The sequence below is a fragment of the Nocardioides candidus genome, from assembly GCF_041321175.1.
Lineage (GTDB): Bacteria > Actinomycetota > Actinomycetes > Propionibacteriales > Nocardioidaceae > Nocardioides.
The window spans coordinates 1,527,651-1,544,182 of the sequence record NZ_JBGGWC010000001.1; the positions used below are offsets into that span (position 1 = coordinate 1,527,651).

Here is a 16,532-nt window from a genome sequence, read left to right on the forward strand (position 1 = left end):
CGCGGCTAGGCTCACGGCGTAAGACGTAGGACCGGTCTACCCAGGAGCAGCACAGAAGTGGCAGCGATCGAAGCCGTCGGCGCCCGCGAGATCCTCGACTCGCGCGGCAACCCCACCGTCGAGGTCGAGGTCCTCCTCGATGACGGGTCCTTCGCACGGGCGGCGGTGCCCAGCGGTGCCTCCACGGGGGCGTTCGAGGCGGTCGAGCTGCGCGACGGCGACGCCCGCTACGCCGGCAAGGGCGTCCAGAAGGCGGTGGACGCCGTGATCAACAGCCTCGGCCCCGCGATCGAGGGCCTCGACGCCTCCGACCAGCGGCTGGTCGACCAGACGATGCTCGACGTCGACTCCACGCCCAACAAGGCGAAGATCGGCGCCAACGCGATCCTCGGCGTCTCGCTCGCCGTCGCCCGCGCCGCAGCCGACTCCGCCGACCTGCCGCTCTACCGCTACGTCGGCGGTCCCAACGCGCACCTGCTGCCGGTGCCGATGATGAACATCCTCAACGGTGGTGCGCACGCCGACACCAACGTCGACATCCAGGAGTTCATGATCGCGCCGATCGGCGCCCCGACCTTCCGCGAGGCCCTCCGTATGGGCGCCGAGGTCTACCACGCGCTGAAGTCGGTGCTGAAGAGCCGCGGCCTCGCCACCGGTGTGGGCGACGAGGGTGGCTTCGCCCCGGACCTCGAGTCGAACCGCGCCGCCCTCGACCTGATCGCCGAGGCGATCGACAAGGCCGGCTACGAGCTGGGCAAGGACTTCGGGCTCGCGCTCGACGTCGCCGCCTCCGAGTTCTTCGCCGACGGCAGCTACACCTTCGAGGGCCAGCAGAAGACGGCCGAGGAGATGGTGGCCTACTACGCCGAGCTCGTCGCCGCCTACCCGATCGTGAGCATCGAGGACCCCCTCAACGAGGACGACTGGGACGGTTGGAAGGCCATCACCGACCAGCTCGGCGCGAAGACCCAGCTCGTGGGCGACGACCTGTTCGTCACCAACGTCGAGCGGCTGCAGAAGGGCATCGCGGGCGGCCAGGCCAACGCGATGCTGGTGAAGGTCAACCAGATCGGTTCGCTGACCGAGACCCTCGACGCGGTCGAGATGGCCCACCGCAGCGGCTACCGCAACATGATGAGCCACCGCTCGGGCGAGACCGAGGACACCACGATCGCCGACCTCGCGGTCGCGACCAACTGCGGCCAGATCAAGACCGGTGCCCCGGCGCGGTCCGAGCGGGTCGCGAAGTACAACCAGCTGCTGCGGATCGAGGACGAGCTGGGCGACGCCGCGCGCTACGCCGGAGCCGCTGCCTTCCCGCGCTACCAGGGCTGAGCGACCGCACGCACCGCACCGACGAGGACGGAGGGGGTCACGGATGGCTGCCACACCGGGCGACCGCCGTACTTCCCGGCGAGGGCCGTCCCAGCCGGGCCGCTCTCGACCCAACGCCACCGGCCGGCCCGAGCGGAAGCGGGCCGAGCGGGAGCGGGCGGCCACCGTCGCGCGGGTGCGGGCCGAGGAGCGGCACCGCTCGCGGCTGACGGGTCGGGCGGCGATCCTCGTGCTGGTGCTCGCGGTGCTGGCGGTCTCCTACGCCTCCTCCATGCGGGCCTACCTGCAGCAGCGCCACCAGATCGACAGCCTCGAGAACCAGATCTCGGAGCGGCAGAAGTCCATCGACGACCTGGAGCGCGAGAAGGAGCGCTGGGACGACCCGGCCTTCGTGGTGGAGGAGGCGCGCAAGGCGGGCTACGTCAAGCCGGGGGAGACCCCCTACGTCGTGATCGACGCCGATGGCCGGCCGCTCACCGACTCCGAGCTCGACGACCCGGCCTCCGTGGGTGACGACGACTCGCCCGCCTGGTACGACGGCGTGTGGGAGTCGGTCAAGGTCGCCGGCCACCCGCCGACGAAGATCCCGGCCCCGCCGAAGAAGCGCATCGTCGGGAAAGAGAACGAGTGAGCACGTGAGCGACGAGGCGATCATCGCCGCGCAGCTCGGCCGGGTGCCTCGCGGGATCCACGCGATCGGCCACCGCTGCCCGTGCGGCAACCCCGACGTGGTGACGACCGAGCCGCGGCTGCCCAACGGCACCCCGTTCCCGACGACCTACTACCTGACCTGCCCGCGGGTGAACTCCCGCATCGGCACCCTCGAGGCCTCCGGGCTGATGCGGGAGATGGAGGCCCGGCTCGCCGCCGATCCGGAGCTGGCCGCCGCCTACCGCGCCGCTCACGAGGCCTATCTCGCCGACCGGGCGGAGGTCGGGGCCGCCCACGCCCACGCCGTGCCCGAGATCGACGGCATCTCCGCGGGCGGCATGCCCGAGCGGGTGAAGTGCCTCCACGTGCTCGCCGCGCACGCGCTCGCGGCCGGGCCGGGCGTGAACCCGTTCGGCGACGAGGTGCTCGAGCTGCTCGGTGAGTGGTGGGCGTCGGGGCCCTGCGTGTCATGACCGTCGCTGCGATCGACTGCGGCACCAACACCATCAAGCTGCTGATCGGCGACCTTCCCGACGTCGCGGTCCGCGAGAGCCGGATGGTCCGGTTGGGCCAAGGGGTCGACGCGACCGGGCGGCTCGCCCCGGAGGCGCTGGAACGGGCGTTCGCCGCGATCGACGAGTACGCCGGCCTCGTCGCCGAGCACGGCGCCGACCGGATCCGCTTCTGCGCCACGTCGGCGACGCGCGACGCGGCGAACGCCGCAGACTTCACGGCAGGCGTGCGGGCCAGGCTCGGCATCGACCCTGAGGTGCTGTCGGGCGAGGAGGAGGCCCGGCTGGCCTTCGACGGAGCCGTGCGCGGCACCGGACCCGGCCCGGGCCCGGAAGCGGAGCCGGTGCTCGTGCTCGACGTCGGCGGCGGCTCGACGGAACTGATCCTCGGCGACCGGGAGACCGGTCCGCAGGCGGCCTTCTCGATGGACATCGGCTCGGTCCGGCTCCACGAGCGCTGCCTCGGCGGTGACCCCGCGACGCCCGGGCAGGTCGCGGCCTGCGTGGCAGCGATCGACGCCGCGCTCGACGACTGCCCGGTCGACCCGGCGTCGGCCGCCTCCGTGATCGGCGTGGCCGGCACCGTGACGACGGTCGCCGCGGGCGTGCTGGGCCTGTCGGCGTACGACCGCGACGTGATCCACGGCAGCGTCCTCGAGGTCGCCGCGGTGCATCGCACCGTCGACGAGCTGGTGCGGATGACGCGCGCGGAGCGGCTGTCGCTCGGCTACGTCCACCCCGGCCGGCTCGACGTGATCGACGCCGGCGCGCTCATCGTGAGCCGGGTGCTGCGGCGGGCGACCGTGCCCACGATCACCGTCTCGGAGACGGACATCCTCGACGGGATCGCCTGGTCCCTCGTCGGCTGACGGCGGCGCGACGGACAAGGTTCGCCAAACGTCTGCGGCGGCCGCGGGGGCACGCGTAGTTTCCGCAGCATGACCGCTCCCAGGTTGTCGGAGCCGCAGGTGCTGAGCATCGGTCGAGGCCTGCTCGAAGAGCTGGCCCGGCTGCACGCGGCGGGCGACGTCAGCGGCGTGATCGGCACCGCGACGGTGCTCGTGGACGATGCCGGCGCGGTGCACCTCGCGCGGGGCGTCGCGGTCGACCACGCGTACGCCAGTCCCGAGGTGCTCAGCGGGCAGCCCGCAACCACGCGCAGCGACCTCTACTCCGCCGCCGCGGTGCTCGCGCACCTGTTCCGTGGTGAGCCGACCCTGCCGCCCCGCGTGGACGACCTCGACCCCGGCGTCGCCTGGCTGCTCGGACCGGTGCTCGCTGCGGACCCGGCTGCCCGGCCAGGCTCGGCCGCCGACATGGTCCGCGCGCTCGACCAGCTCGCCGAGCAGCGGCACGGGCCCGAGTGGCGCGCGGCCGCGATCACCCTCGGGGCGGTCGGCACCGCCGGCGCGGTGCCACTGGTCGTGCTCGCGACCGGAGGTACGGCGACCGCGGCCGGTGCCGCCGGCTCGGCCGGTGCGGCCGGCTCGGCCGGTGCCGCCGCCGTCACCGGGGCAGGTACCGCTGCCGGGGGCGGGTCGGGCGCCTCGGTGGGTGCCGGCAGTGCCGTCGGGATGGGCGGCCACACGGGCGGGCACGCCGCCGCGGGCGGGATCTCGAAGGGGGTGGCCGTCAAGGTCGGCGCGATCGCCGCGGCCGGCGCCCTCGGCGTCGGCGCGGTCGCTGCCGCCGTGGTGGTGCTGACGGGTCCCGACAAGCACGACGTCACGGTGCCGGCGACCTCCGACATCTACCTCGTCGGCGCGGGAGCCGAGGAGAAGGCGATGCTGAGCGACCCCGGCACGGCGCCGGTCGAGGTCGACGTCGACGGCGCGGGCAAGGTGACCTTCGACAAGGTCACCGGCAAGGTCGGCGCCTGCGACGGCTGCGTGCCGGAGTCGCCGGACGGCGGCGACCAGTCGTTCGGCTCCACCGGAGTGACCGCGTTCGACGGCATCGCCGGCGTGACCCACGCGAGTCGCACGCTCTTCCTCGTCGGTGTCTTCGTGGGCGACGACCAGCCCACCCAGCCCGACGACGCCGTCGTCGACCTCACCGACGCCAACGACCAGCAGCGGCAGACGCCGGACCTGGGAGAGCCGTTCTTCATCGGCAACGGCGAGACCAGCGCCGGCAGCACGCAACAGGTCAAGGTGCCGAGCGGGGCGAAGAAGCTCTACCTGGGGTTCGCCGACGGCTACGGGTTCGCCGGGGCGCCCGGTGCGTACGGCGACAACCAGGGCACCATCTCGCTCGAGGTGAAGGTCGACTGACGCCTTCCCGCGGGTCCCCCGCCCGCGCCCGATGGGAGGATGGGGCCATGTCTTCCGCGCGCCTCTACGCCGTCACCGTCCTGGGGCACGACCGCCCGGGCATCATCGCCGAGGTCACCGCGGGGCTGGCCGGGCTGGGCATCAACATCGAGGACTCGACGATGACGCTCCTGCGCGGCCACTTCGCCATGATGCTGGTCTGCTCGACGGAGGGCGCCGACGGGCGGGTCGCGCCGAGCGAGATCGAGCACGCACTGTCGCCGCTGACGGTCGACGGCGACCTCGACGTGTCGGTGCGTCCGGTCACCGACGAGCCGACGCCGACCGAGGGCACGAGCGCGTGGGTGCTGACCGTGCACGGCGGCGACCGGCCCGGCATCGTCTCCGCGATCGTGGGCGAGGTCGCCGAGGCGGGTGGCAACATCACCGACCTGACGACCCGCCTCTCCGGCGACCTCTACCTGCTCGTCGCCGAGCTCGCGCTCCCGGCCGGTGCGGATCCGGGAGCGGTCGAGTCGTCGATCAAGGACGCCGCCGCCGGGCTCGGCGTCACCGCGACGCTCCGGCCGGCGGAGACCGACGAGCTGTGAGCGAGGCCGCCGGCAGCGACCGCCTCGCTGCCTGGACCGAGACCGAGCTCGGCGTCGAGGGCCGCGTGCTCGACGTCGTACGCGCTCCTGACGCGGTGCTCGCCACGGCCGGTGAGCCGGTCGACCCCACCGCGGCCGAGTGGGTCCAGCTGGCCGCCGACCTCGTGGCGACCATGCGGGTCAGTCCCGGGTGCGTCGGGCTCGCGGCGCAGCAGGTCGGCGTCGCCGCACGGATCTTCTGCGTCGACGTCTCCGAGCACCCGAAGGCGAGGACCCACCACGGCACGTTCGTGCTCTGCAACGCCGAGCTGGTCGAGGCGAGCCGCAACGAGCGCGCCCGCGAGGGCTGCATGAGCGTGCCGGACCTCACCGGCGACGTGAAGCGGGCGAGCCGCGTCGTGGTGACGGGCCAGCTGCCGGGCACGGGGGAGCAGGTGACCGTCGCCACCGATGCATTCGAGGCGCGTGCCCTCCAGCACGAGATGGACCACTGCCAGGGACTACTCTTCCTCGACCGCGTGGCCGGCGCCCACGCGGTGCACCCCCGTCAGACCTACCTATGAACCAGACTGGCTGACGTCGTACTCGCCCCCGTATCCCAACCGGTAGAGGAAGTCGCCTTAAAAGCGACCCAGTCTGGGTTCGAACCCCAGCGGGGGCACGTGAAGCACCACAGGCACGACCGCAACCACGACCACCACGACGACGCGAGCCTCGAGGAGCTGCGGGAGGCACTGACCCGGGAGTTCTGGGACGAGAGGTACGGCGGGAGCGACCGCGTCTGGAGCGGCAACCCCAACCGGCGCCTGGTCGAGCAGACCGCCGACCTGACGCCCGGCCACGCGCTCGACGTGGGGTGCGGCGAGGGAGCCGACGCGATCTGGCTCGCCGAGCAGGGCTGGCAGGTCACCGCGGTCGACGTCTCGCGGGTGGCGCTGCAGCGCACCGTCCAGCACGCGATCGAGCGGAAGGTCGACAACCGCGTCAAGGTGGGGGAGTACGACGTCCTGGGCACCCACCCGCCGCACCACCGCCGTCGTCGGGAGGGCTACGACCTGGTCTCGGCGCACTTCATGCACGTGCCGCGCGAGGACTTCGACGACGTCTACCGCAAGCTCGCCGCGGCCGTGGCGACGGACGGCCGGCTGCTGGTCGTCGCCCACCACCCGCACGACGTCGACAGCGGCGTGCGGCGTCCGCACGGGCCGGGCCTGCTCTTCCCGCCCGAGCAGCTGCTCGCGACGCTCGGGCTTGAGGGCGGATCGTCGGACGACTGGGCGATCGAGGTCGCCGAGGTGCAGGACCGCGAGCAGCAGACCGACGACGGGCCGATGGCGGTGCGCGACACGGTCGTGCGGCTGCGGCGGCGCCAGTAGTCACCTTCGGGCCGCCGCCTCGTTGTGCCACCGTGAGCCGCCGTAGAACGTGTTCTATCGCGCTGGTCGCGGCCGCCGTCGCCCTCGGGATCGGGCAGGCGCCCACGGCCCGCGCCGACCAGCGCGACCACCCGGCTGTCGCCGTGTCGACCGCGACCACCGCGACCACCGCGGCGACCGAGCCCGACCCAGCGCCCCAGCTGCGCCGGAAGGGCCGGTGGCTGGTCGACCAGTACGGCCGGGTCGTGATCGTGCACGGGTTCAACCTCGTGTGGAAGCGGGCGCCGTACGCCCCGCCGGCGACGGCGGCCGGGTTCACCAACGCCGACGCCCGGTGGCTGAAGCGCTACGGGTTCAACGGCGTGCGCCTCGGCACCCTCTGGGCCGGCATCACGCCCGAGCGGGACGGGGTCGGCGACGAGACCTACCGCGCGCGCTGGCAGCGGGTGATGGACCTGCTCGCGGCCCAGGGCATCTACATGCAGCTCGACGCGCACCAGGACATGTGGCACGAGACGTACGGCGGCGAGGGAGTGCCGGACTGGGCGATGATCCGCCCGGCCCCCTTCAACCTGCTCCCGCCGGTCAACCTGCCCTTCCCGATGGGCTACTGGACGCCCGAGGTCTCGACGGTCTTCGACCAGTTCTGGGCCAACGAGCACGGGCTCCTCGACGGCTGGGTCGACGCGTGGAAGGTCGCAGTGCGCTGGTGGCAGGGCCAGCCCTACCTGATGGGCTACGACCTCATCAACGAGCCGTGGATGGGCCTGGAGTGGCCCTTCTGCCTGAAGGCGGGCTGCAAGGCGTCGTACACCAAGGAGCTCCAGCCGGCGCTGGAGAAGGCGACCACCGCCATCCGCGGGATCGACCGCCAGAACATCGTGTGGTGGGAGCCGCAGCAGCTCGCCGGCGGCCAGAAGGTGCCGACCTACCTCGAGCCGATGGCGGGGGAGCGGCGCCTGGGCCTGTCCTGGCACAACTACTGCCAGGACGTCTTCCTCGAGTCGCAGGGCATCCCCGGCGGCAACGTCGAGAACTGCTGGGCCTTCAGCCGTGACCGCGAGGACCACGCCCTCGAGCAGGCCGCGCACATCAACGCGGTGCCGATGATGAGCGAGTGGGGCGCCACCGACAACCTCCGCGCGGTCGAGATCGACGCCGACGTCGCCGACGAGCACCTGATGAGCTGGCTGCACTGGGCTTACAAGCGCTGGGACGACCCGACGACGGCCGACGACGCGCAGGGCATGTTCACCGACGACGCGGACCTGGGCAGCGTCAAGGCGGAGAAGCTGCGGCGCCTGGTGCGCACCTACGCCCAGGCGGTCGCGGGGACGCCCACCAAGATGTCCTTCGACATCGACACCGGCGACTTCCTGCTGCGCTACAAGCCGGACCTGCGGATCACCCAGCCGACGGAGGTCTTCGTCAGCCCCCTGCACTACCCCGACGGCTACCGGGTGGTGGTCGACGGAGGCACCGCCGTACGACGCCCCGGCCGCATGGTCGACGTGACCCCCTCGGGCGCCGGCACGGTCACGGTCCGGATCGCTGCGCTCGGCTGAAACCGGCCCCCTCGTGGGGAACGCCCACGCTCACCGATACGTTGCACAGGTATCTGGCTCCTAGACTGGGGCCACCTACCCGGCATCCCTCGGAGGAGAGCATGCAGAGCAACAACCCCGTCTTCCGTCGCTCGGAGGAGTTCAACCGGGCGTCCTACGGCTCGTCCCAGGGCTACGCGCCTCCGGGCTACGGCACCCAGGGCGGTGGCTACGCGCCGCCCGCTCCCGCCACCACCGACCGGATGACGATCGACACGGTCGTGCAGTCGACCGCGATCACGCTGGGTGTGGTGGTCCTCACCGCTGCGGCAACGTGGATGCTCACGGGCGACGTCAGCGACCCGGACACCGCCGACAACGCGATCGCCGGCCTCGGCGCCGCGCTGATGATCGGCAGCCTCGGCGCGTTCGCACTGTCGATGGTGAACTCGTTCAAGCGGGTCGTCAGCCCGGCTCTCGTGATCGCGTTCGCGGCCCTCGAGGGTGTCGCGCTCGGCGCGCTGAGCAAGATCTACGACGCCTTCTACGGCGTGGACTCCGGCTACGGCGGCATCGTCGTGCAGGCCGTCGTCGGCACGTTCGCAGCGTTCGCGGGCACCCTGGCGGCGTACAAGTTCTTCGACATCAAGGTCGGCCAGAAGTTCCGCACGTTCGTCGTGGCGGCGATGTTCGGCATGGTCGCCCTGGGCCTGCTCGAGGTCGTGCTCAGCCTGTTCAGCTCGGGCCTCGGCCTCTTCGGCTTCGGCCCGCTCGGGCTGCTCTTCGCCGTCGCCGGCCTCGTGCTCGGTGTCTTCATGCTGATCCTCGACTTCGACTTCATCGAGCAGGGCGTCCGCAACGGGCTCCCGGCACGCGAGTCGTGGCGGGCGTCGTTCGCCCTCACCGTGAGCCTGGTCTGGATCTACACCAACCTGCTCCGCATCCTGGCGATCCTGCAGGACAACTGAGGTCTCGAGGCGGTCGCCGCGCGACCGCCTCGACCAGCGGAGGGCCCCGGAGCGATCCGGGGCCCTCCGGCATTTCAGCGGGACCGTCAGGCGCCGTCGAGCCAGGCCAGGACCGCGAGCACGCGACGGTTGTCGTCCGCCGCGGGCGGCAGCTCGAGCTTGGCGAAGATGTTGTTGGTGTGCTTGCCGACGGCCTTCTCGGTGACGAACATCCGGGCCGCGATCGCGGCGTTGGAGCGGCCCTCGGCCATCAGGCCGAGCACCTCCTGCTCGCGCGGGGTGAGCCGTGCCAGCGGGCGTGGCCGGGCGGCGCCGCTGACCAGCGCGGCGACCACCTCGGGGTCGAGCACGGTGCCGCCGGAGGCCACCCGGTCGACGCTCTCGAGGAATGCGTCGACGTCGGCGACCCGGTCCTTGAGCAGGTAGCCGACGGCTCCCTCGCCCCCGGCCAGCAGGTCGCGGGCGTAGAGGGCCTCGACGAACTGGCTGAGCACGAGGACCGGCAGTCCCGGGCGTCGTGCGCGGGCGGCGACGGCGGCCTCGATGCCCTCGGTGGTGTGCGTGGGCGGGAGACGCACGTCGAGGATCGCGACGTCGAAGTCGTCGCGCTCGAGCGCCCGCGCAAGAGCCGGAGCGTTGTCGACGGCCTCGGCCACCTCGATGCCGCCGGCCTCGAGGATGCGGGTCAGACCCACGCGGAGCAGGGCCTGGTCCTCGGCGAGCACGGCCCTCAACGTCACGCTGCCGGGCACGGCACCTCCATCCGGACCACGGTCGGTCCACCGCCGGGGCTGTCGACGCTCATCGTGCCGTCGAACGCCGCGAGCCGCCGCGCGACCCCCGCGAGCCCGCTGCCCTCGGGGTCCGCCCCGCCGTTGCCGTCGTCGCCGACGACGACCACGAGCCGCGCGCCGTCGTGCTGCGCGGTCACCCAGGCGCGGGTGGCGGAGGCGTGCTTGACCACGTTGGCCAGGCACTCCGCGACGGCGAAGTAGGTGGCCGACTCCACCGGCGGGGGCAGTGCAGGCAGCGTCACCGAGACGGTCACGGGGAGCGGGATCGGCACGGCCAGGGCTTCCACGGCGCCGGCGAGCCCGCGGTCGGCGAGGGCCGGCGGATGGATCCCGCGTACGACGGACCGCAGCTCCTCGAGCGCCGACAGGGTCGTCTCCCGCGCCTCCCGCAGTAGGGCGGCCGCGGTCTCCGGCTCGGAGCCGATGAGCTTCTCGGCCAGCCCGACGTTCATGCCGACCGCCGCGATGCGGGCCTGGGCACCGTCGTGGAGGTCGCGCTCGATGCGGCGGATCTCGGCGGCCTGGTGGTCGAGGGACTCGGTGCGGGTCTCCTCGACGGCTGCGACGCGCTCCTCGAGCTCCGCGACCCGGGAGTGCCCGAGGATGGTGCGGTCGGCGAGTGCCCGCCCCCGCAGCAGGTGCGGGGTGGTCAGCCACCAGACGAGGAGCAGGGGACCGTCGAGCAGGGTGACCACGAGCCACAGCCCGCTCGGGTCCACGGCGAGCAGGACGACGTGAGCGACCGGCGCGAGGAGCAGGAGCGGCGGCAGCGCCGAGAGCACGAACCCGCCGGTCGCGGAGAACCACAGGTGGGCGAAGTCGCGCCACCGGGCCGGGTCGCGGACCCAGCCGAGCAACCGGCCGCCGAGGCTCGGGGCAAGGGTCAGGTAGTCGGCCTCGACCTGCTCGCCGAGGAGCTGGCCGGCGATGCGCCGGTGCACGTCGGCCAGCGCGCGGCCCGCGGGGACCGCGGCCGCCAGCAGGACGAGTCCCGCGACCGCGGGGATCGTCGCGACACCGACCACCCAGAGGATCCCCACGACCAGCCCTGCCGGGATGCCGACGAGGGCCTGGCCCGCTCCGGCGAGCGTGAGCCGGAGCCGGTCGACCACGGTGTCGCGGTCGACCGGCCACGCACGCGGCACCGGAGCGAGCAGGCTGCCCATGGCGAGGAAGTCTGTCACCGGGACCCGGCTCCGCTGCGGACCACCTGCCGCAGAGCGGGGCGGACGGTGCCCCGCGCGGCCAGGAGGGTGAGGACGACGACGCCGGCGACGAGGAGCGGGGGGAGCCACAGGCCGCCGTCGGGCACGACACCCTCGTGGCGGGCGACGGCGAACGGCACGATGGTCGCGAGCGCGGCGATCGAGCCCAGCACGACCCCGACGGCGGCGACGATCCCCGCCTCGACCACGACGGACCGCTCGACGTCGGACGGCGTGGCGCCGACCAGCCAGAGACGCCGCAGCTCGGCGCGGCGCTGGCTGACGACGGCCGCGAACGCGTTGACGACCATGATCGCGGCGAACAGCGAGATCATGCCGACCACGACGTCGTTGAGGAGCGTGATGGTGTCGGCGTCGTCCGCGCCCGGGAGGCTGCGGTCGAGGGTGCGACCGTCGATGCCGACCAGCATCAGCGTCCCGACCGAGGCCGACGTCAGCACGATCACGGGGGCGAGCACCGCAGCCAGGAGGTGGGACCGCCGGCTCACGTTCGCCGTGGCCAGGTGCCCGCTGGCGCTGCCGCTGCCCGTGCGGTCCAGGACGGCACGGACCGGCGTGGACGCCAGCCGCAGGAGCACGGGCGCCAGCACGGCGAGGCCGAGGCCGACCAGGATCGAGCTCGACCCGGACGTCTGCATCGCTTCGTAGGGATCGTCGGCGTGCGCGGTCACGGTGATCGTCACGACCGCCATGCCCGCGCCGTAGGCGATGAGCACGAGGCCCCCCGCGACCCGCCACCAGCGCATCCGCCCGGTCTCCGGGCCCGAGCCGCGCAGCACGACGGTCGCCGGTCCGCGGGTCGCCCGGCGGGCGGTGACCGCGGCGGCGAGCGCCGCCGTCAGCACCACGAGGACGGCCGCGCTACCGAGGGAGGCGGGCCCGCCGCCGTACTCCACGTCGGAGGCGACCAAGCCACCACCGCGCAGCATCACCAGCAGCGCGCGGCCCGTGACCGACGCGACGAGGGCGCCGCAGACGGCCGCCGCGCCGGAGACCAACAGCGCCTCGGTGCGGATCATCCGCGCCGCCTGCCGCGGGGTGGCGCCGATGGCACGCACCAGGCCGATCTCGGTCTCGCGCTGGCGCACCGTGATCGCGAGGGTGGAGGCGACCGAGAAGAGGACGATCGCGGAGCCCCACCCACCGACGACGGCGCCCATGATGGTCAACGTCTCCGCATCGGCACTGGAGACGCCGGCACCGCCGGCGGTCTGGACGAGCGTGGCGAAGGAGCCGATCATCGCGGTCCCCAGGACCACCGCGGCGAAGGTGGCGACGAACGCCGTCGGCCGGTGGCGCAGTGACGCCCAGGCCAGGCCAGGCCGGGTGAGCGCGCTCATGCCGGAACCACCAGCTGGTCGAGGTGGGCGAGCTGGCCGGAGACCGCCTCGGCGGTCGGTGCCTCCATCGACCCGGCGACGCGGCCGTCGACGAGGAAGACGACGCGGTCGGCGTATGACGCCGCCACCGGGTCGTGGGTGACCATCACCACCGTCTGCGCGAGCTCGTCGACGCAGCTGCGGAGCAGGGCCAGCACCTCGCCGGCGGTGTGGGAGTCGAGTGCGCCCGTCGGCTCGTCGGCGAGTACGACGGCCGGACCCGTCGCGAGCGCCCGCGCGATCGCGACGCGCTGCTGCTGCCCGCCGGACAGCTCGCCGGGCAATCGGGCGTGCCGCCCCTCGAGGCCGACGCGGTCGAGCAGGGCCGCGATGCGGGCCCGGTCGGCGGCGGTGACCCGGCGTCCGGCGAGGCGCAGGGGGAGGGCGACGTTCTGCTGGGCGGTCAGGTAGGGCAGCAGGTGGAAGGACTGGAAGACGAACCCGATCCGCTCGCGGCGGGCGCGGGTGCGGTCGTCCTCGCCGAGCGCGGTGAGGTCCTGGCCGGCGACGACGACGGTGCCGTTCGTCGGCCGCTCGAGGCCGCCGGCGCAGGTGAGGAAGGTCGACTTGCCCGAGCCCGACGGCCCCATCACCGCGGTGAAGGTGCTCGGGGCGAAGGCGAGGTCGACGTGGTCGAGCGCGCGGACCGCGGTGGGTCCGGCGCCGTAGGAGTGGCCGAGTCCGAGGACGGCCAGGGCGGGTGCCTCCGGGGCACTGGGTGTGGTGTGGATGTCCATGCCGACGACGCTAGGAACCGGCGACGTCGCGGGCGATGGTGCTGGACCGCCAGCAGGGGTAGGCCTAGGCCCCCTTCCTCGGGGCGGCTACTGCTGGGGGACGTCCGACTCCTCGGCGACCGCGGCCTGGTCGGCCTCGTGCTCCGAGGGGGCTTCGGCAGGGGCCTGCGGGCGACGGCGCCGGTGGCGCAGCTCGACCCAGAGCCCGCGGACCCCGGCGCGGCGGCCGGCGACCTCGGTGCCGCCCAGCTCGGTGCCGGGCGCGTTGACGGCGCGGATGGCCGCCCGGGAGACGGGCAGCACGCCCTCGCCGCGGTAGGCCTCGAGGTCGAGCTCGTCGGCGAGGCCCTCGTCGAGGGCCGCGAGCACCGAGGGGATGAGCACGTTGGCCAGCGCGCGGTATCCCTCCACCGAGGGGTGGAACTGGTCGGGCCCGAAGAGCAGCGCCGGCGCGGCCGCGAACTCGGGACCGAGCACGTCGCCCAGCGACACCGTGCGGCCGTGCTCCGCGATCGTGGCGATGGTCTGCGCGGCAGCCAGGCGGCGCGACCACGTCCGGGCGACCTGCTTCAGCGGCGGCGCGATCGGCTGCACCGTGCCGAGGTCGGGGCAGGTGCCGACGACCACCTTCGCGCCGGCAGCGGTGAGCCGTCGTACGCCCTCGGAGAGGTGACGCACCGACGCAGACGGCATGACCGTGTGGGTGACGTCGTTGGCGCCGATGAGGATGACGGCGACCTCGGGCTCGATGAGCAGGGCGCGGTCGACCTGGGCCGCGAGGTCGGAGGATCGTGCCCCGACGACGCAGAACTCCTTGAGGTAGACCCGGCGGTCGGCGTGCTCGGCGATGCCGCTCGCGACCAGCGCGCCGGGGGTCTCCTCGACGCGGTCGACGCCGTAGCCCGCGGCACTCGAGTCGCCCAGGAGGGCGACGCGGATAGCCGGGCCGGGGCGACCCCGCCCGTACCACCCGGTCGCGTCCGGCGGCGGCTCCTCGCGGACCTCGCCGATGATGCGCCGGGCGAGCTTGGCTTCGGCCACCATCACGCCGTAGAGGCCGGCGCCGACAGCAGACACACCACCGCCGCCGTACAGGGCGGCGGCGGCCAGCTTGCGTGCTGCCGAGGCTTTGCTCACGGCCCCACTTTACGGATGGGCCCGTCGTCTAGGTTGAGGGCATGGAGTACGTCGAGTCCCTGCTCGAGCTCATCGGCAACACCCCGCTGGTGAAGCTCTCGGACCAGGTCGTCGGCATCACCGACGACGCCACCTCGTCACCGCTGCTGCTGGCGAAGATCGAGTACCTCAACCCGGGTGGCTCGGTGAAGGACCGGATCGCGACCCGGATGATCGAGGCCGCCGAGGCGTCGGGCGAGCTGCAGCCCGGCGGCACCATCGTCGAGCCGACGTCGGGCAACACCGGCGTGGGGCTGGCCATGGTGGCGCAGGCGAAGGGCTACAAGTGCACCTTCGTGTGCCCCGACAAGGTCAGCGAGGACAAGCGCAACGTCCTCAAGGCGTACGGCGCCGAGGTGGTCGTCTGCCCGACGGCCGTCGCGCCGGAGCACCCCGACAGCTACTACAACGTCTCCGACCGGCTCGCCTCGCAGCCGGGCGCGTGGAAGCCCGACCAGTACTCCAACCCGCACAACCCCCGCTCGCACTACGAGGAGACCGGGCCCGAGATCTGGCGCCAGACCGAGGGCCGGATCACCCACTTCGTGACCGGCATGGGCACCGGCGGCACGATCAGCGGCGTCGGCCGCTACCTCAAGGAGCAGAACCCCGAGATCAAGGTGGTCGGCGCCGACCCCGCCGGCTCCGTCTACTCCGGCGGCACCGGCCGCCCCTACCTCGTCGAGGGCGTGGGCGAGGACTTCTGGCCCGACACCTACGACCGGTCGATCGCCGACCGCGTCATCGAGGTCAGCGACGCCGACTCCTTCGCCTACACGCGACGCCTGGCCCGCGAGCAGGCGCTGCTCGTCGGCGGCTCCTCCGGCATGGCCGCGTTCGCCGCTGCCCAGCTGGCGCGCGAGCTCGCCGCGACCCCGGAAGGTGCGGACGCCGTGATCGTGGTGCTGCTGCCCGACTCCGGCCGCGGCTACCTGACCAAGGTCTTCAACGACGAGTGGCTCGCGACCTACGGCTTCGCGACCGGCGCGCCGTCGGCCGCGCAGACCGTCGGCGAGGTGCTGCGTGGCAAGTCCGGCCGCCTGCCCGACCTCGTGCACACGCACCCCAGCGAGACCGTCGCCGAGGCCGTCGCGATCCTGCAGGAGTACGCCGTCTCGCAGATGCCCGTGGTCCGGGCCGAGCCGCCCATCGTCGCCGCGGAGGTCGCGGGCTCCGTGTCGGACCGGGCCCTGCTCGACGCCCTCTACGCCGGCCGCGCGCGGCTCACCGACCCGGTCGAGCAGCACATGTCGCCGCCGCTGCCCACGGTCGGCTCCACCGAGGACGCGCGCGACGCCGTCGCCATGCTCGAGTCGGCGGACGCGGTGCTCGTGCAGGAGGACGGCAAGCCTGTCGGCGTACTCACCCGTCAGGACCTGCTCACCTTCCTCGCCCGCGGATGAGCTCCCTCCCCGACGGCATCCGAGAAGCGACCGCCGCCGACGCTGCCGACATCGTGCGGTTGATCCAGGCGCTCGCGGACTACGAGCGCGAGCCCGACGCCGTCGTCAACACCCCGGAGCTCGTGGAGCGGTGGCTCTTCGGCCCCGACGCCGTCGCGTCCGCGCTCGTCGCCGAGGTCGACGGCCGGGTGGTCGGCGTGGCGGTCTGGTACCGCAGCTACTCGACCTGGACCGGTCAGCCCGGCATCTACCTCGAGGACCTCTTCGTCGAGCCCGAGCACCGGGGCTCGGGCTTCGGCCGCGCCTGCCTGGTCGCACTCGCCCGGATCGCGATCGACCGCGGCTACGCCCGCTTCGAGTGGGTCGTGCTCGACTGGAACGAGCCGGCCATCAGCTTCTACGACGCGCTCGGCGGCCGGCCCATGAAGGGCTGGACGACCTACCGCGTCGACGGCGACCGGCTGCAGGCGCTCGGCGCCTCCCTCGTCGAGTAGCCGTCGCGAGGAACGAGCGACGGCGTATCGAGACGCCGCGACGTACCCACCGGCCTAGTCTCCGGTGGCCGGTC

17 protein-coding genes and 1 tRNA gene are annotated in these 16,532 nt (G+C 73.2%); 13 read left to right on the forward strand and 5 right to left on the reverse strand.

Annotated features, from left to right (window positions below):
- Window positions 1–57: 57 nt before the first annotated feature.
- The 11 genes from eno (at window position 58) to ACAX67_RS07690 (ending at window position 9,249) form a co-directional block, all read left to right on the forward strand.
- On the forward strand, window positions 58–1,335 hold the full coding sequence (gene eno / locus ACAX67_RS07640) for a phosphopyruvate hydratase (protein ID WP_370703213.1): 1,278 nt from the start codon (window positions 58–60) through the stop codon (window positions 1,333–1,335).
- Window positions 1,336–1,378: 43 nt separating this feature from the next.
- On the forward strand, window positions 1,379–1,966 hold the full coding sequence (locus ACAX67_RS07645; RefSeq protein ID WP_370703214.1) for an FtsB family cell division protein: 588 nt from the start codon (window positions 1,379–1,381) through the stop codon (window positions 1,964–1,966).
- 4 nt (window positions 1,967–1,970) lie between these two features.
- The gene (locus ACAX67_RS07650) at window positions 1,971–2,459 is read left to right on the forward strand and encodes a DUF501 domain-containing protein (protein ID WP_370703215.1); all 489 of its coding nucleotides are present in this window, start codon (window positions 1,971–1,973) and stop codon (window positions 2,457–2,459) included.
- The gene (locus tag ACAX67_RS07655) at window positions 2,456–3,367 is read left to right on the forward strand and encodes a Ppx/GppA phosphatase family protein (RefSeq protein ID WP_370703216.1); all 912 of its coding nucleotides are present in this window, start codon (window positions 2,456–2,458) and stop codon (window positions 3,365–3,367) included. The genes ACAX67_RS07650 and ACAX67_RS07655 overlap by 4 nt, the downstream gene beginning before the upstream one ends.
- 69 nt (window positions 3,368–3,436) lie before the next feature.
- Window positions 3,437–4,771 (forward strand): protein kinase family protein, encoded by a 1,335-nt coding sequence (locus tag ACAX67_RS07660; RefSeq protein WP_370703217.1) that lies wholly within the window; start codon window positions 3,437–3,439, stop codon window positions 4,769–4,771.
- A 47-nt stretch (window positions 4,772–4,818) separates the two neighbouring features.
- Complete coding sequence (locus ACAX67_RS07665; RefSeq protein ID WP_370703218.1) at window positions 4,819–5,361, forward strand: glycine cleavage system transcriptional repressor; 543 nt, start codon at window positions 4,819–4,821, stop codon at window positions 5,359–5,361.
- Entirely contained in the window at window positions 5,358–5,924 is a 567-nt protein-coding gene (gene def / locus ACAX67_RS07670; RefSeq protein ID WP_370703219.1) for a peptide deformylase, read from the forward strand. The genes ACAX67_RS07665 and def overlap by 4 nt, the downstream gene beginning before the upstream one ends.
- A gap of 24 nt (window positions 5,925–5,948) precedes the next feature.
- A tRNA-Leu gene (locus tag ACAX67_RS07675) sits at window positions 5,949–6,022 on the forward strand.
- A gap of 1 nt (window position 6,023) precedes the next feature.
- On the forward strand, window positions 6,024–6,737 hold the full coding sequence (locus ACAX67_RS07680) for an SAM-dependent methyltransferase (protein ID WP_370703220.1): 714 nt from the start codon (window positions 6,024–6,026) through the stop codon (window positions 6,735–6,737).
- Between the two features lie 32 nt (window positions 6,738–6,769).
- Entirely contained in the window at window positions 6,770–8,302 is a 1,533-nt protein-coding gene (locus ACAX67_RS07685) for a glycoside hydrolase family 5 protein (protein ID WP_370703221.1), read from the forward strand.
- A 101-nt stretch (window positions 8,303–8,403) separates the two neighbouring features.
- Window positions 8,404–9,249, forward strand: a complete 846-nt coding sequence (locus tag ACAX67_RS07690; protein WP_370703222.1) for a Bax inhibitor-1/YccA family protein — start codon at window positions 8,404–8,406, stop codon at window positions 9,247–9,249.
- Window positions 9,250–9,335: 86 nt separating this feature from the next.
- Here ACAX67_RS07690 and ACAX67_RS07695 read toward each other — a convergent pair whose 3' ends face one another.
- The 5 genes from ACAX67_RS07695 to ACAX67_RS07715 form a co-directional block, all read right to left on the reverse strand.
- Window positions 9,336–9,983 carry a LuxR C-terminal-related transcriptional regulator gene (locus ACAX67_RS07695; RefSeq protein ID WP_370703647.1) on the reverse strand — a complete coding sequence of 216 codons (648 nt, stop codon included), beginning with the start codon at window positions 9,981–9,983 and terminating at the stop codon, window positions 9,336–9,338.
- Between the two features lie 2 nt (window positions 9,984–9,985).
- Window positions 9,986–11,227 carry a sensor histidine kinase gene (locus ACAX67_RS07700; RefSeq protein WP_370703223.1) on the reverse strand — a complete coding sequence of 414 codons (1,242 nt, stop codon included), beginning with the start codon at window positions 11,225–11,227 and terminating at the stop codon, window positions 9,986–9,988.
- Complete coding sequence (locus tag ACAX67_RS07705) at window positions 11,224–12,609, reverse strand: FtsX-like permease family protein (RefSeq protein ID WP_370703224.1); 1,386 nt, start codon at window positions 12,607–12,609, stop codon at window positions 11,224–11,226. The genes ACAX67_RS07700 and ACAX67_RS07705 overlap by 4 nt, the downstream gene beginning before the upstream one ends.
- Window positions 12,606–13,385, reverse strand: a complete 780-nt coding sequence (locus tag ACAX67_RS07710; RefSeq protein ID WP_370703225.1) for an ABC transporter ATP-binding protein — start codon at window positions 13,383–13,385, stop codon at window positions 12,606–12,608. The genes ACAX67_RS07705 and ACAX67_RS07710 overlap by 4 nt, the downstream gene beginning before the upstream one ends.
- Before the next feature lie 87 nt (window positions 13,386–13,472).
- Entirely contained in the window at window positions 13,473–14,522 is a 1,050-nt protein-coding gene (locus tag ACAX67_RS07715; protein WP_370703226.1) for an SGNH/GDSL hydrolase family protein, read from the reverse strand.
- Between the two features lie 41 nt (window positions 14,523–14,563).
- Here ACAX67_RS07715 and ACAX67_RS07720 point away from each other — a divergent pair, with 41 nt between their 5' ends.
- Both ACAX67_RS07720 and ACAX67_RS07725 read left to right on the forward strand, forming a co-directional pair.
- A complete protein-coding gene (locus ACAX67_RS07720) occupies window positions 14,564–15,964 on the forward strand; it encodes a cystathionine beta-synthase (RefSeq protein WP_370703227.1) in 1,401 nt (466 codons plus the stop codon).
- Window positions 15,961–16,458 (forward strand): GNAT family N-acetyltransferase, encoded by a 498-nt coding sequence (locus ACAX67_RS07725; RefSeq protein WP_370703228.1) that lies wholly within the window; start codon window positions 15,961–15,963, stop codon window positions 16,456–16,458. The genes ACAX67_RS07720 and ACAX67_RS07725 overlap by 4 nt, the downstream gene beginning before the upstream one ends.
- Window positions 16,459–16,532: the final 74 nt, after the last annotated feature.